Origin of the sequence: Marinobacter sp. VGCF2001, from assembly GCF_049943275.1 — a bacterium.
Classification (GTDB): domain Bacteria; phylum Pseudomonadota; class Gammaproteobacteria; order Pseudomonadales; family Oleiphilaceae; genus Marinobacter.
In genome coordinates this window covers 133,498-148,832 of record NZ_JBNFVX010000003.1, presented here as the reverse complement: position 1 = coordinate 148,832, position 15,335 = coordinate 133,498, and the positions used below count along the sequence as shown (strand labels likewise).

The 15,335-nt window shown below is 57.1% G+C and carries 11 protein-coding genes; 1 reads left to right on the top strand and 10 read right to left on the bottom strand.

Translation table 11 applies throughout. The annotated features are described in order from the left end of the window. Position 1: 1 nt before the first annotated feature. The 5 genes from ACP2AU_RS06065 to ACP2AU_RS06045 all read right to left on the bottom strand — a co-directional run bounded on the left by ACP2AU_RS06065 (position 2) and on the right by ACP2AU_RS06045 (position 6,109). Positions 2 to 751 carry a DUF484 family protein gene (locus ACP2AU_RS06065; RefSeq protein WP_426375215.1) on the bottom strand — a complete coding sequence of 250 codons (750 nt, stop codon included), beginning with the start codon at positions 749 to 751 and terminating at the stop codon, positions 2 to 4. Between the two features lie 17 nt (positions 752 to 768). Beyond that, positions 769 to 1,695, bottom strand: coding sequence for a diaminopimelate epimerase (gene dapF, locus ACP2AU_RS06060; protein WP_426375214.1), 927 nt, complete (start codon positions 1,693 to 1,695; stop codon positions 769 to 771). Positions 1,696 to 1,709: 14 nt separating this feature from the next. Continuing rightward, positions 1,710 to 2,960, bottom strand: a complete 1,251-nt coding sequence (gene lysA, locus ACP2AU_RS06055) for a diaminopimelate decarboxylase (RefSeq protein WP_426375213.1) — start codon at positions 2,958 to 2,960, stop codon at positions 1,710 to 1,712. A 37-nt stretch (positions 2,961 to 2,997) separates the two neighbouring features. After that, positions 2,998 to 3,189 carry an LPS translocon maturation chaperone LptM gene (lptM, locus tag ACP2AU_RS06050; RefSeq protein WP_426375212.1) on the bottom strand — a complete coding sequence of 64 codons (192 nt, stop codon included), beginning with the start codon at positions 3,187 to 3,189 and terminating at the stop codon, positions 2,998 to 3,000. A 70-nt stretch (positions 3,190 to 3,259) separates the two neighbouring features. Beyond that, positions 3,260 to 6,109: a class I adenylate cyclase gene (locus ACP2AU_RS06045; protein ID WP_426375211.1), complete on the bottom strand. Its 2,850-nt coding sequence runs from the start codon at positions 6,107 to 6,109 to the stop codon at positions 3,260 to 3,262. 125 nt (positions 6,110 to 6,234) lie between these two features. On the opposite strand from ACP2AU_RS06045, the gene ACP2AU_RS06040 reads away from it, so the two are divergent. Further along, on the top strand, positions 6,235 to 8,676 hold the full coding sequence (locus tag ACP2AU_RS06040) for an EAL domain-containing protein (RefSeq protein WP_426375210.1): 2,442 nt from the start codon (positions 6,235 to 6,237) through the stop codon (positions 8,674 to 8,676). Between the two features lie 4 nt (positions 8,677 to 8,680). On the opposite strand, the gene argH is transcribed toward ACP2AU_RS06040, so the two are convergent. The 5 genes from argH to ACP2AU_RS06015 form a co-directional block, all read right to left on the bottom strand. Next, complete coding sequence (gene argH / locus ACP2AU_RS06035) at positions 8,681 to 10,090, bottom strand: argininosuccinate lyase (protein ID WP_426375209.1); 1,410 nt, start codon at positions 10,088 to 10,090, stop codon at positions 8,681 to 8,683. A gap of 76 nt (positions 10,091 to 10,166) precedes the next feature. After that, positions 10,167 to 10,583 carry a TetR family transcriptional regulator gene (locus ACP2AU_RS06030; RefSeq protein WP_426375208.1) on the bottom strand — a complete coding sequence of 139 codons (417 nt, stop codon included), beginning with the start codon at positions 10,581 to 10,583 and terminating at the stop codon, positions 10,167 to 10,169. Further along, positions 10,567 to 12,423, bottom strand: a complete 1,857-nt coding sequence (locus tag ACP2AU_RS06025; protein ID WP_426375207.1) for a hypothetical protein — start codon at positions 12,421 to 12,423, stop codon at positions 10,567 to 10,569. Before ACP2AU_RS06025 ends, ACP2AU_RS06030 begins: the two co-directional genes overlap by 17 nt. Continuing rightward, on the bottom strand, positions 12,420 to 14,066 hold the full coding sequence (locus ACP2AU_RS06020; RefSeq protein ID WP_426375206.1) for a hypothetical protein: 1,647 nt from the start codon (positions 14,064 to 14,066) through the stop codon (positions 12,420 to 12,422). Before ACP2AU_RS06020 ends, ACP2AU_RS06025 begins: the two co-directional genes overlap by 4 nt. Further along, the gene (locus ACP2AU_RS06015; RefSeq protein ID WP_426375204.1) at positions 14,063 to 15,205 is read right to left on the bottom strand and encodes a tyrosine-type recombinase/integrase; all 1,143 of its coding nucleotides are present in this window, start codon (positions 15,203 to 15,205) and stop codon (positions 14,063 to 14,065) included. The genes ACP2AU_RS06020 and ACP2AU_RS06015 overlap by 4 nt, the downstream gene beginning before the upstream one ends. Positions 15,206 to 15,335 lie beyond the last annotated feature (130 nt).

Here is a 15,335-nt window from a genome sequence, read left to right as displayed (position 1 = left end):
TTCACCCTTTTTCAGACTCCACGGACAGATCGGCAACCGGGGCCCCGACGGTGTATTTCGCCAGCATTGGCGGCAACAGCCGACTGAGCGTGTCACTGATGTAGGTCAGGAACAAAGACCCCATGCTTTGATCGAAATAGCCCGTTTCACAGCTGCCAACGGCAAAAACCCCAACCAGGCCCTCATGGCGTAACGGCACCAGCGCTACAGAGGCGATGGGTTCATCCCTGTCCGGAAACAGAAATTCACGCTCGGCTTCCCGGAACTGGCCGCAGACTGCCCGCTCACCGTCGAGGAGACTTCCCAGCCGCTTTCTTGCCACCACCGCATCGACAGCATGGAGCGCGCCCTGGGACTGAATGCCGCTGTTATCACGGAACAGCAGTACCGACGCGGCGTCCAGCCCAAAGTCACCGCGAATACTGTCATCAATAGCGGCCGCCATGTCCTGCAAACTGCGCGCCTCGATAACCTGCATCAACAAACGCTTGCTCTTCTCGAACAGGCGGTCATTCTGGCGGGCTATGGAAATCAGCTCTACCAGCTCCTGGCGCAGGGTATCCCGCTGCTCACGGAACAAATGCACCTGACGCTCCACCAGGGAAATTGCCCGGCCGCTGTCGTGGGGCAGGGTCAGGCTCCTGAGCAGCTCATCCTGATCGACAAAAAAGTCCGGATTGGCTTTCAGATACTCCGCGACCTGTTCTCTGGTGAGTTCGCCGGCCTTCTGGCGGACCGTTTGTTCTGTCATCGTATTCTCCGGATCGTTCAGGCTTGATTTTTATCAGTATGTGCCGCCGGGCGGCCACTTTTGCGCCGCCGGGGCTGGCCGTCTCCGGGCAACCGGAACTGACCTTCAAAGACGGTAGTTGCAGGCCCCTCCATCATAACAGGGGCTCCTTCTCCCGCCCATTCAATGACCAGCCGGCCACCTCTCAATTCAACCTCCACCCGCGTATCCAGCAAGCCCCGCAGGCAACCGGCCACCACCGCAGCGCAAGCACCACTGCCACACGCCAGGGTCTCGCCGGAGCCGCGCTCAAACACCCGCAGGCGGGCATGGCTGCGGTCGATCACCTGTAAAAACCCGATGTTGGCACGGGCCGGGAATCGGGGGTGCCTTTCCAGTAGCGGCCCGAGCGTCTCCACCGGAGCCGTGTCGACATTGTCTACCACCAACACGCCATGGGGGTTGCCCATGGAGACGGCGGACAGTTCCACGGTCTCGTCGTTGGCATCAACCGTGTACACGCTCTTGCGCCGGTCGGCCGCAAAGGGAATGGCGGGTGGGTTCAGCTCCGGCACGCCCATATTCACCGCCACCCGGCCGTCGCGCCCCACCTTGAGCTCTATAACACCTTTGGCGGTCTGGACCCGGATAACCCGTTTATTGGTCAATCGCTGATCACGTACGAAACGGGCAAAACAGCGGGCGCCATTGCCGCATTGTTCCACTTCGGAACCATCGGCATTGAATATCCGATAGCGGAAATCCACATCCGGCAGCCCCGGGGGCTCCACGACCAGCAGCTGATCAAAACCGATACCAAAATGGCGGTCTGCCAGTTCCCGTATGGCTTCAGAAGCCAAACGAAACGGCTGGCTGATGGCATCGACCACCATGAAATCGTTGCCTAACCCGTGCATCTTGGTAAATCTCAGGACCGGGCCCTGCCCGCGCCTTGCTTGAGACATCTCGTTTCCCCCGCTCATTCCGGCAGGCAACTTTCCGGCGCCAACTGGTCGTCGAGCGTTTCCCGCCGCCGGACGATATGCACCTGATCCCCGTCCACCATCAGCTCGGGTGGGCGATTTCGGGTGTTGTAGTTGGACGCCATCACAAATCCGTACGCCCCGGCCGAGCGAACCGCCAGTAAATCTCCGGCCTTCAGGCGCAGTGACCGCTCCTTGCCAAGGAAGTCCCCGGTTTCACACACCGGGCCCACCAGGTCCCAGGATTTCTCTTCGTCGTCCTGGTGCGGACGAACCGGAATGATGGCTTGCCAGGCGCTATAGAGTGCGGGCCGGATCAGGTCATTCATGGCGGCATCAATGATGGCAAAGTTCCGGTGCTCAGTGCATTTCAAAAACTCGACCCGGGTTACCAGAATGCCCGCGTTGGCGGCGATGGAACGGCCGGGTTCCATGACCAGTTCCAGCTCCCGGTCGCCCAGACGCTCGGCCAGCGCTTTGACATAATCGGCCGGCTGAGGCGGCGTTTCCTGATTATAGGTCACGCCCAGTCCCCCCCCCATATCAAGGTGCCGGATGCGAACGCCCTGTTCCGCCAGCGTATCGATCAGCGCAAGCACCCGGTCAAGCGCGTCCAGGAAGGGTGACACCGATGTCAGTTGGGAACCGATATGGCAATCCACTCCCTGGATGTCCAGATTCGGCAGCTGTGCAGCGCGGGCATAGACGGACGGGGCCTCGGCAATATCAATACCGAACTTGTTTTCCTTCAGCCCGGTTGAAATATAGGGATGGGTACCGGCGTCTACATCCGGATTCACCCGCAGGGAAACCGGTGCTTTCACGCCCAGCTCACCTGCCACCTTGTTCAGGCGATCCAGCTCGGTGTCGGATTCCACATTGAAACACCGGACACCGGCCTCGAGCGCCCGTTTCATTTCCCATTCCTGTTTGCCAACGCCCGAAAACACCACTTTTCCGGCATCGCCGCCGGCCCGTAGCACCCGCTCCAGCTCGCCGGCCGAGACGATGTCAAAGCCGGCTCCGAGCCGCGCCAGAACATTGAGCACCGCCAGATTGCTGTTGGCCTTGACTGCGTAACACACCAGATGAGGGCGATGTTTCAGGGCCTCGTCGTAGGCACGATAATGACGTTCCAGCGTCGCTCTGGAATAAATATAGGCAGGCGTGCCAAAGCGCTCGGCAATATCGGCAACGGCAACGTCTTCGGCGTAGAGTTCGCCGTTACGGTAATTAAAATGATCCATGCTATTCCTGAAAGCTTCCGGTCGGGAAAGGGCTGATTCAGGGCTCGCCGGCGCTCTCGTCGGCATTCTCGCTGTTGGTAACCATACCGCCCCCGGCGGCAGAGCCAACGGCCTCGGCAGATGCCTGATTTTCCCGGTATAAATCGCCTTTCTGGCCGCAGCCGGAGACCGTCAGCACCATCAACATCGAAAACGCGACCACCAGGTGGCGCACAAGCCCAAGCTGCATACCCATACCCCTGAGTGACTGATCGGCGAAGTATAACCGAGACCCGGGCCGCACCGCGAGGATTCCCGGATTACCCCAGATGTCGGTTGAGCGCGTCTTCCAGTTGCGTTCGATAAAACAGGTATTGGCTGGTCTGGATATCACGCTGATAAAGCTGCGGATCAAGATCATGGGGCAGATGCAGGTCCGTCAGGTAAACCGGGTAGGCCTCCGGGCTCTGGCGCGAAGAGCGGATGTAGTGGGCGACCGCCGGAATCAGCCGGTCGCCATATTCCTGCACTGTAAATTCCCGGTTGTTGCAGTACAGGTCAAAGCGCAGGGTGCTGTCGCCCTGCTGCACACCAACGGCCTGAACCTCAAGCCCCGAAATACGGGTATCAGCCTGGATATCGGGCCGGAAATCAGCCTGCCAGCGCCCAGCTCTGCGCATCAGTTCATAGCAGCGGATGCCGGCAACCGGCTCCACATTGTCAATCTGGCGCAACTGGCGGCGCTCTACCACGCTCTCGAGAAATCTGAGCAATGGCGCCAGCAAGTGCCGGCGCTGCGTCACCCGCGCCACCTGCTGCCACAGACTTCCGCATTCATCCACCACCCACAGCTGCCCCTGCCCCTCCTGCAGGTGCCAGAAAACCTGAACATTACCGGCCTCGGAGGCCTCACATACGGCTTTTAGCAGGGGCGAATCCTGTAACGCGTAACGGTCCGGCACAACCGGCAGGAAGCATTCCTGGGGTTGCAACAGGGCTGTCATCAGTGCTGAACGGCTGTCCAGCGCGACAAAGCCCGGTTCCCGGCCATTAAACTGCAAAAGAAAATAGCGCTGGTCCATCTCGATGATGTAACGCAGGGGATGCGGCCCGGTACCGCCGGCAAAAAACTGGCGCAGGACATCGGCAAACAACTCGCTCACGCGCCGGGCAATGGTCTGGCCGTGCCCGCGACTGGGGGCGGTCACCCGGATATCGGGGAGTTCGGAAGGATTGACCGCCACCTGCGCCAGGACATTTTTCAGGCACTGGATCAGCGTGTCGCCGGCTGCATAATGCTGCAGGCTGACCTCGTGCCAACTGTTGAGTGTGACCTGATCAACGGTAGCCACCAGGTTCTCCCGGGCGCCGCTGAAACCCAGAGAGTCATTGCGCGCGCTGAGCTTGTGCAATCCACGCTCGGTCAAATGCGCCTGGGGATCAACCGCGACATTCAGCAACAGCAGATTACGCAGCGGTCGAACGGCGCGAGACAGGGCCTGACGCGGCGCCGGGGGCAGAGGATATGGCAGGGCCTCGGCCAGGGCGTCCAGGGTTTCCCTGACTTCCGCCACCGAGGCCACGCTGTGTCCGCTCCGGACATTCAACCGGGTGCTACGACTGAGCAGACCGTTGCAATAACACCAGACCAGGAGCTCGGCGAGGTTGCCGGCACGACGGATAACCGGCTGCCAGAACGCATCGGAGGGATCTTCCAGGTCACGATAGAGCAACCAACCGTCACCCGACCCGCCCTGCTCGCTGCGATGGTGGAACGACAGGTTCTCTTCCGCCAGCGAGGACACCAGCCCGGGATTGATCAACTCAACCTTGCCCGCCTTGCGCTGAAAAGCGGCGTACAGTTTACGCCCCAGCAGATTAACATCGTTGGCACTGATGGCCGCCTCGGTGCCTTGTTCCCGGGCCATTCTGGCCAATAATCGGTAACCGTGAGTCAGCTCATTAACCACGCTTCGGCGCAACTCGATGACATCTTCGGCACGCCAGCGCTGCCGGTCGTCGAGCTGTTTCAGCTCGGGACGGTTCCAGCCCCAGGATTCAACCAGAGTGCGCAACATTCTCACCCGCCAGGCATCGCCCTCCATACTGGCCCGACTCAGGGGCAGACCGGATTTCAGGTACAAACTACGACGCACCAGCGGCAACCGGTGCTCTTCACCACTGGCCAATAACCATTGTTCCAGCCGCTGGTAGAGCAGCACATACGGGTCCAGAGCATCGGCACTGATCACGCCTCGATGTATCGCCTGCTTGAAGCTGGCCGACAACAACGGCCGGTCCCGGTCTGTGGCGTAGCATTCAATCAACAACAACTTGAGCATCGACTTCCAGGGCGCATCAATCCCCTTGTAGAGCTGCCAGATTCCAGCCCCGGGCAGTTCCTCCGGCGGGATCTCCGGCACCGCGCCAAAATCAATGTAATCGCCGGCTTTGATGAAGCGGCAATCAACCAGCTGACGCCGGCAACGCTCGTAATCGGCTTCCCGCTCCACGGGAATCAGCCACCACAGCGGATACTGGCCAGCCAGATGAATACTGGTGCGATAGAATTCGTCCAACAGCAGAAAGTGCTGGGCGCTGCCGCAATTCTCGCCGGTCACCTCCACTCGCTGTCGCCCGGCACGCCAGTCAGCGGCCGAGAAGACAAACACATTCAACTCCACGCCCAGTGTTGCTGCCCACTTCGACAGCTTATCTGCTTTGCGTTCCAGGCAGTGAACACCACGCTCCGGCAAGTCCTGACGGTGGCAGAGCCAGACATCCAGATCACTCGCCACCGAATGGCCCAGGGTGCCAGGACTGCCCATCAGGAACAGACTGTCGAGGTCGGGCTTTCGGCTGCCTTTGTCACGGTAATGAAAACTGCGAGCATAACGCCGGGCCGCCTCCAGAACCCGGCCGTCCGGGGTGTAGCAGCTGACCCCCTCCGGACAGTCGCCATCGAGGTATCCCGGCAACGCCGGATGGTTGCGGTGAAACACCAACGGTAGCAGTTCCAGCACGACCTGCTGCCGATAGGTCAGCGCCGAACAGGCTCGCTGCCAACGCTGATCATTAACCACCAGAAACCGGTCCCGGAGGCGCCGGAGGGTTTTGCGGTCAATGCCCTCCTCGAAGTCGAGAACGATGGGCGCAGCGTGTAGGGTCAAGAGAACTCCGGCGAGAGGTTATTTTCAGTACGATAGTCCGTATGATGAATGAATCGTGGCAAAACCTGTAAAAAAATAAAAGAACGGGCGGCAAACAACTTGCCAGTCCGGATGAGGCGTGTGTTGTGAAAGAATTCCTGATCCAGCGTTACCGACCAGATCCCGCCGGCCCGGCTGTGCAACCAACGCGCCTCCGGGTCGACGATAACGGCCGCATCCTTCAGGCCGACCGCCATGCAGAAGCCTTGTTTGGCTATGCCGCCAGCTCACTGACCGGACAGCAAGTACAGCAGGTCCTGGCCTCAAGACAGGACGACCCCTTCGCACCCGCCCACCGGCACAGGCTGGACAACGGCCAGACCGTGCTGGTGACCTTCCGGCACAGGGACGGCTTCTTTTTTACCGCCTTGCTCGGCCTGCGCGTTGAGACCCGGGATTCCGACCAGGCCGCCACTGCGTCCATCATCCTCAAGGACAGCGACACCATGGATGGGCGAGTCCAGCGGCTGGCGGAACAGAGCGCCGGGTTCGGGCTCTGGGAGCTGGATCTTCCAACCAACGAGATCAGCTGGTCCCCGGGAATGTATCGCTTGCTGGAGCTCAAGCCCGGTAGTGAACTGACACCAGAGCAAGCGCTGTTTTACTGCCAGACCGGCCAGGCCCGGGTGCGCGCCATGTTCAGGCGCTGCATACGGACCGGGCAGCCCTTCCGCCTTGACCTGACCATTCTGAACAGCCGGCAGCGGCTGCAACGGGTGACCCTGGCCGGCCGCGCGCTGAAAAACGGCGGCAGGGTACAGAAGCTGGGCGGCGTGCTGGTCAACCACAGCGAGGCCATGGCCCACGACCAGGCCAAACAGCGGGCACTGCAAATTCTTGAGGCAACCACCCGGGCATCCCCGGATCTTGTGGTTGCCATCGACACCGAGTTCAATCTGCTGCACTTTAACCTGCCCTGGAGCCAGCAGTTCCGCAAAGCCTTTGATCTCGACCCCAAACCCGGGAATAACCTGCGAACTCTGCTACAGGCCTTTCCCAACGAACGCCGTTTGATCGAACGCCTGTGGCAGCGAGCCTTCGACCGGGAACACTTCGTGGCGGAAATGCCTCTGAATCGGCAGGGAGAAGGGCTGCCAATCTACGAATTTCATTTCCAGTGTGTTCGTGACGCCCGCGGCGAGATTATCGGCGCGGTGCACGTGGCGCGAAACATCAGCAGCCGGGTCCAGCAAAGCAGCAGTGATTATCGAATGCGCCACGATCCGGTGACCGGCCTGATGAATCGCCGCTCGTTCATTGAACACCTGCAGCGGTCCATGAGCCATCGCCAAAAGCGCAAAAGCGTGGACGGCCTGCTTTTCCTGGACCTGGACAACTTCGAGCAATTCAACGAAGACGCAGGTAGCGGGACCTGCGACCGCTACCTCAGAGAACTGGCAGCCATGCTGGGGCTCCGGGTACGCCAGCGTGACGCCCTGGCCCGACTGGCCGGCGACACCTTCGCCCTGTTCATCGAAAACTGCCCGGAGCCCAGAGCAAGACGCATCGCCGAAGAAATTCGTGAACAGATTGACCAGTTCCGGTTCGAATGGCAGGGCCAGACCCTGCAGACCAGTACCAGCGGTGGCCTTCTGATTCTCGATAGCGAGCTGCCAGAGCAGGCCGACGACCTGCTCACTCAGGCCGCCGACCTGTGCCATACCGCCAAAACCTCCGGTCGCAACCGGATTCACACGGCGCACGCGCTGCAGGATGCGGCCAGCGAAAATGGCTCGGATCAACAGCTGGAATTGCTGCGACAGGCTCTGGACGAGCACCGGCTGATTCTTGAGTTTCAGGCACTGAAACCCGTTGCCAGCGTAACCTGGGGCGACCACATTGAAATACTATGCCGCGTTCCCGGCCAGGCTCCGGAGGACAACGCACTGCTGCCAGACCAGTTCCTGCCCCTGGCCGAGCGCTTCGACCTCGCCAAACGACTGGACCGCCAGGTCATCCGCCAGACCCTGGAATGGCTGGGCCAGCACCGGCTCCTGGAACCAAGGCTGAAGTACTGCGGCTTCAACCTGTCGCTGGCCTCTGTTCTGGACGACACCTTTGCAGATTTCATGGCGCAGCTGGTGGCGGCATCGCCCTTCCGGGCTGAATGCTTCTGCCTGGAGATCCGGGAAGCCCACGCCACGCAATACCCGGACGAAGTCGCCGTGCTGTGCGATGCCCTGCACCAGGCGGGATGCCGGGTCGCTTTGGAAGGTGCCGGTGCGTCGGTGGAAAGCTATAGCCTGGCGGCCCACTTGCCGGTGGACATCATCAAACTGGATCGCCGGGTGATGGCTCACCTCGAGAACGATCCGGTTCAGCAGGTTATGGTGGATGCGTTGCACCGCATTGCCGAGGCGGCCGGCAAAGAAACCGTGGCCACGTTTATCGAGAACGACGAAACGCTGAGAAAGGTCCGGACCCTGGGCATACACTTCGGCCAGGGCTACCGGTTATCGCGGCCGCGCCCACTGGAACAACTCAAGCCGGCGGCCGTGGAACTGGCCACCGGCCGGATTGGTGGTTAGCGCTTTACTTCAACGCCGCCCGGGCCCGGGCGACCGCCGCCCGAACCTGGTTCGGCGCGGTGCCCCCGAGGTGGTCACGGGCCTGCACCGAGCCTTCCAGAGTCAGCACATCAAACACATCCTCGCCGATCACATCGGAGAACTGTTGAAGCTCCGCCAGCGTCATGTCAGACAGGTCACGCCCTTCCGCCACACCAAAAGCCACGGACTTCCCGACAATCTCGTGGGCATCCCGGAACGGCACCCCCTTCTTGACCAGATAGTCCGCCAGATCGGTAGCCGTCGAAAAGCCCCGCTTTGCCGCTACCCGCATATTGTCCGCCTTGGCCTCGATGGCAGGAATCATGTCGGCATAGGCCTTGAGACAACCTTTCACCGTATCCACGGTGTCGAACAACGGCTCCTTGTCTTCCTGATTGTCCTTGTTGTAAGCCAGCGGCTGGCTCTTCATCAGGGTCAGCAGACTGATCAGATGGCCATTAACTCGGCCGGTCTTACCACGCACCAACTCGGGCACATCCGGGTTTTTCTTCTGGGGCATGATCGACGAGCCGGTGCAGAAGCGGTCTGGTAAATCGATGAAATCGAACTGTGCCGAGGTCCACAACACCAGCTCTTCACTGAACCGGGACAGGTGCGTCAGCAGCAACGCGGCGAAACTGCAAAATTCAATGGCAAAATCCCGATCCGAGACGGAATCCAGCGAATTCTCGGTCGGCCGGTCGAACCCCAACAATTCGGCCGTGAGGTTGCGGTCAATCGGATAAGTGGTTCCCGCCAGCGCGGCGGCACCCAGCGGCATCACGTTGACCCGCTTGCGGCAATCCTGCAGACGATCGGCATCGCGCACCAGCATTTCGTACCACGCCAGCAGGTGATGGCCGAACGTCACCGGCTGGGCCGTTTGCAGATGCGTGAAGCCGGGCATAATGGTGTCCGCCTCCCGCTCGGCCAGATCCAGCAGGCCCGCCTGCAGGCGCGCCAGCTCCTCGGCAATCACATCGATTTCGTCCCGCAGGTACAGGCGGATATCTGTAGCTACCTGATCATTCCGGCTGCGACCGGTATGAAGCTTCTTCCCGGTGATGCCGATGCGGTCGGTCAGCCGGGCCTCGATGTTCATGTGCACATCTTCCAGGCTGACGGACCATTCGAAACGACCAGCTTCGATGTCTTCCTTTACGCCTTTGAGACCTTCAATAATCTGGTCCCGCTCGGCGTCGGTCAGCACACCCACCCTGGCCAGCATGGTGGCGTGAGCGATCGAGCCGGTTATATCATGATGGTAAAGGCGCTGGTCGAACCCGACGGAGGCCGTAAAACGCTCAACGAACGCATCCGTTGGCTCGCTGAAACGGCCGCCCCAGGGTTTTTCGGAGGATGTGGTCTGGTCAGACTTTTTCTGATCCGTCATTGGATTAGCCCTCTAGTTACATGCAACATATTCATAGGCTCCTGAATTTATTGAATAGATTGTGAGTTACACTTTATCAGGTTTTTTTGCCTGATTTGTCTCGAAACATAGTCACGCTTTTGCTCTCTAATATGGCCGACAGACGACGATTTTCGAGCTGTAAGGTCGCGTTTTTTGAGGCGAGTTCATTGCGCTGTTCGGTTAGTTCCACAATCTTTTGTCTTAGCTGACGGTTCTTGAAACGCTCTTGCTTGAGCCTGAGCTGCTTGTCATCACGCTGCTTCTGGATCACCTTATTGGCATTGCCCCTGATGCGTTCCATCAAGTCGGGGTAGTCTCTGTGAATCAGAGCTCGACTGACTCCGGCCTCTTCCGCAACAGCGGCGACCGAGACTTTCCGCCCCTTCTCAACTACCATAGGCTTGCCTTTTTCGAGTCGCACGACGGCCATGCGGATCCGTTTGTGAGTCTCTGACTCAGAAAGCTCCGACATCGGCCATTTGCTCCTTGAGGCAGTTGATGTCTACGCCGAGATCAGCCAGCACCCTCTCGCAGCGTTCCATGGTGCGTTCGACAGTCTTTGATCCCGAATCATCCAGATCATCGATTCGTCGTAGCTCAATCTGTTGAAGGTAAAGTCCTTTCCAGAACGGTGTGTGACTGTCGTCAATACAGCCGTGCGCGCAATCATCGCATTGGCCACCCGCACAGTCCACGCCGGTATCGTTGGTACACCAGGCAATACCGGTGGACCGCAAATACACCAGTTCGCTGATCGCCTCAATCATCTCTCGGCGATCCTTGTATGTGCGGACTTGTTCTCCTCGACTACGCATTTGGCGGATGTGACCAGCCATGCCACCGGAAAGCGGCGTATCAGGCTCCAGCCAGTGACCGACAATCGCTTGTCGCTTTTGGTCAAATGCAGCATAGATCTCATCGTAGAGTTCTAGGTCCTGTGCCTCGTTCATCGCATACAAGATAGTCATGTCGAGGCTCCAGTGTTTGAAGTGATCCCTCAGATAGCGAAGATCGCCCAGTTTGTGATGGACCACATAGTTGGCAAACGTACGCCGGAATTGGTGTGTTGTGAGGTTCCAATCTATCCCGAGTTTCTTTGCAAACTTCCCGAGAGTTCTGTATAGACCGTTGCTGCTCAGCAGATAGATGCTATTTTTCTTGGCTTTTATTTTGGCCAACCCAATGCACCTAGAGCAATGCTGAAGGCGCGTAACTTCCTTGAAGTCTCCGGCTGTTTCGGCTTCTTGTAGCGCCTCCTCAAGCTCAACCTGCAGGGGTTCCGATAGCCGCTCCAGTACTTTGACTGCTTGAATCGCGATCTCGGGACAGAGCCATGAGGTCTTGCCCGCATGAGTTTTATCGGAGCGTGAACCGAGGAAGTAGAACCGCTCATCCGAATCCCGAATCTCGCTATACCACTCGCCTCGACGGATATTGCCGAGCTCATGGGCTCGTATGCCGGTCGTGGCCAGAATGATAACGAAGCAGCCGTCACGCAGGTCTTGCAGCATTTTGTCAAGCACCCGTATTCCCAGATCCCATCCTCGGGTTCTCAAGAACTCGACCTGTTCTTCCCATTGATCATTTTGGTTTTTAGAGAGACATTGAAAAGAGGCTATGGCATCCCGGTGTTGCAACAATTCGTCGGCTCGGTTGAGCAAAGATTCAGCGTGCTGGAACAGGTGCCGAAGAATGTGATCGGGAATGATATCGGTCTTTGCATTGATTGGCCGCCTATGCCCGGATAGCGCGTAGGCAGAGCTTTCAGGCCAAGGGTGATCAAAACTGAAGGGCGTATCTCGCAAAAATTGCCAGCATTGCTCAACGGCCGATAGCCTATGCATCCTCGACTTGCTGACTAATAGCTTCCCTGGGCTTTGTGAAGAAATAAGGCTGTTGACGTAATGCACATAGCGGGCTGCCATCAGGGGCGTGACCTTCACCTGGGTAACAATACCCTGATCGTGCAACCAGTTCAGCCAAAGCTTCATCTGGATGAAAAAATTTATGATCGAGCCGTTCCTTAGCGCCCCCTCCCCCCAAATTTTGCGTGCCATAACCATTTTGGCTTCGCATCGCAGTTGCTCGCCGTTGATCCGAGTAAAATCCAATTTTCGAGCGCTGTCGACTCCAGAGTCTGGGCTGTTGGATTTGGGCAACCACCACACTGGATCTTCATACCGAGAGAGTACGTACAGCACCTTGGCGGCTCGATCCGTGGTTATGATGCCGTGGAGTCCTTCACCACTGGGCATAGATCGCAGCAGACGCTCACGGTCGGCCAGCACCTCTGCGCCCGTAATCTCGCTCATATAGCCATCCTTGCCATGCTCAAGTCCCGCCAGAAAGGGTGTGGATTGTCTTTGGCTTTTTGTCGTTGATCGTTCACAAGCGCTTCATCGAAGCGAGGTGCGATCTCTTCATCAATCAGCCGGATAACTTGTTTGAGGTATTTGGTCCAGCGCTTGCCACCGAAGGTGTCGTAGTTGCGCAGGGTTGCCCAGTAAAAGCTGAACAAACGATGAAGGTCATCGCCAGTCACCACGAAGCTCTTGCATCGGAAGCAGCCTAGATAGTCCTGACAGGATTGGCCATTTTTAGGGGCTCGATACCCTTGGCGCACATCTTTGCAGGACGCGACGGGCGTTTGATCACGGGCAATGATCGCACGTGTGCTGAGTAACTCTGCCACTAGGGCCTCGCCCATGAAACGCATGTTGGTTTCTGCTTCCGGTGGTGCTTCCCAGTAGTGCGCGTTGCCGGTTCCAACGGTATGTCGTCCTGTTCTGGCTGCAACGAGAGGGTCTTGACCCGACATTTCCCAAACTCGATTCAGGAGCGTCTGACGCAACCGACTGACGTTTAATTTGAGCACCTTACCGTCGTCCGTTTTCAGTTGATGTTTTTCAATGAACGTTTTGATGTTGTAGTCCAACATTGCCTTCGACAGCCGACATGGTTTACCCAAGTTATTGCCACCGTTTCCTTTGTAAACCAGCAGCCGATTTGTGTCATCAAACTGGGTGCGTAAATTGGCATTCCTCTTGACGATCAGATCAATGGCATTAGCTGCATACAGATGGATACTTGCCATCTCGGACACTTCCACAGACTTTCTCAAGGCGACAACTTGCGTGTTTTTCCCGCGACGTTTAAAGCTTACCAGCAGCCGTAGATTGGATTTGAGCGGGTGGGGCTGAACACAGTCTGTGGTCAGCTCCAGAATGGGCGTGGGATTCATACCGGTAGACAGCGCAATGGACAGGACACATACGGCCAAATCGAAGCTGCTCAGCAGCTCCGAGTGGGCCACAATGCGTTCCATTTCGCTGCGCAGGGCTTTAATTAGAAAGCGCTTTTCATTCTTGCTGAGCGCCTTTTCACTCTTAGCTCGCTTGTTTGAGTTCGGGAACGGATTGGCAGGCCAGATCGCTTTGACATCCACCTCTGGCCAGAACCCGAACCGATGACAAGCCATAAGCAGAGCTTTGGTGCTAGCGAAGTTGGTTTTCTGCGCACCGTATCCGATGGACTCGTTTCTCAGATACTGGAGGAATTGTTTGATGCTTTCGGCGTTGAGATCCTTCATAGAGAGGCGTTCGCCACTGGCTATATAGAGCAACCTCAAGAATGGCGCAAAATTACGAAAGCCGTTAAGCCAGTATTTTGCAATTGTGGTTATCGCCAAGGATTTCCCCTTGGTCTTGACGCTCTCGGCGACTAATTTTTCGATCGTGCGTTGGCAGGCATCGGTGATGTTGTCATACCCTTGACCGTAAAAAGGCTCAAAATTAGTTTTTCTGAGACCAGTCGTGTTTTCGGGAAAGGCTACTAAAGTGCTTTTCGGTTTTGAGGGTATCAGCTGGTCGGTTGTGCAAACCTTCTCTGCACCCGCAGGCTTGCCAGCAATCTGACTCGAAGCCTCTTTACTGCCCAACGTAAAGTCTTTTTTCATGCGCAGGCTGCTGCCTCCTTAGCAGTTTCCTCGATTTCCTCCTGATAGCTGGTGCGGAGATCGTCTTCAATGTCATCCAGAAAGTGCAGGTATTTTTCAGTGGTCGTGATGCTACTGTGCCCCAGTCGATCCCTCACATAAATCAACGGATTGAACGTAATGCTTTTGCGGGACATCAGCGATTTCAGAGTATGCGTCGCATAGGTATGACGTAGAATATGTGGATGGCAGGAAAACGATAAATCCAACCTGTTGAGCTGATTGTTCAGCGAGGTCCTAATGCTCCAGGTTGCGCCCTTAGCGGTCACGAAAAGGGTTTTTGGTTCTGTCCCGTAATGTCGAACTGTGGCGTGACGCTCGTGAATGACGTAATCCCACAGATCTGCCATCAATGAAACCGGGACATGGATGCTTCTCGGCTTATTTCCCTTTGTCCTCATCTTTTGAGGATCAAGTTCCAAAACCACATGACTCCGAGTCGAGATTGATTGGGGTGCCGACACACAGGTAACTGGCAAGGTCAGCAGCTCTTCTTTTCGTAAACCCGTCAGCAAGGCCAACCGAACGATCAAGCGAAGTGTCTTGTTCTCGATGGTTTTGAGCAACTCATCAACTTGCTCTTTGTTGAGAACTTTTATCTTGGTTGGCGTGGTTTTGAGGAGCACATCAGGCTTCACCACATAACCGCCTGAGGTGTCCGTGTGCGCGAGAAACCCCTTGGGCTGTCTGACTCTTACGGTCTCAAGGTCATATGGCAATGTACTGACCCAGCCTTGTTTGAGAGCAAACTGATAGAACTTAACCACAAGATGGAGTCGTCGGTTTACAGTTGAAGCGCTGAGGTTAAATCGATCAAATGAAACGTCCCGATACAAGACTAACAGGGTTTCGTGACTTCGGCGATCAAGCTCCCTCCAGTCAAACCCATTGGCTTCAATGAACTCGAAATAGTCACACAGATCTCTTCCAAACGTTTCCCAGCTACGTCGGCTTTGAACACTTCCACGCCTTAAGCAGTGATGAACCAAAAACTCCATCCCCTCTACAAACACATTGTGATTGTTTTGCAAAAGGATCGGGAAACCTTCGTAAGAGTGATTTCTGATTTGGAAATCTGATGTAGCTAGGATAAATTCCACTCTTAACGCTCTGATACTGTATTTTTGATCAGTATAAGCGTGTTCGCTTAGGATGCAACAGGAGGGCTACATGCTGTTTGCTGCTTAAAATCTCATTCATTCAGTTTGAAGCAGGACGACTACTGCGAGC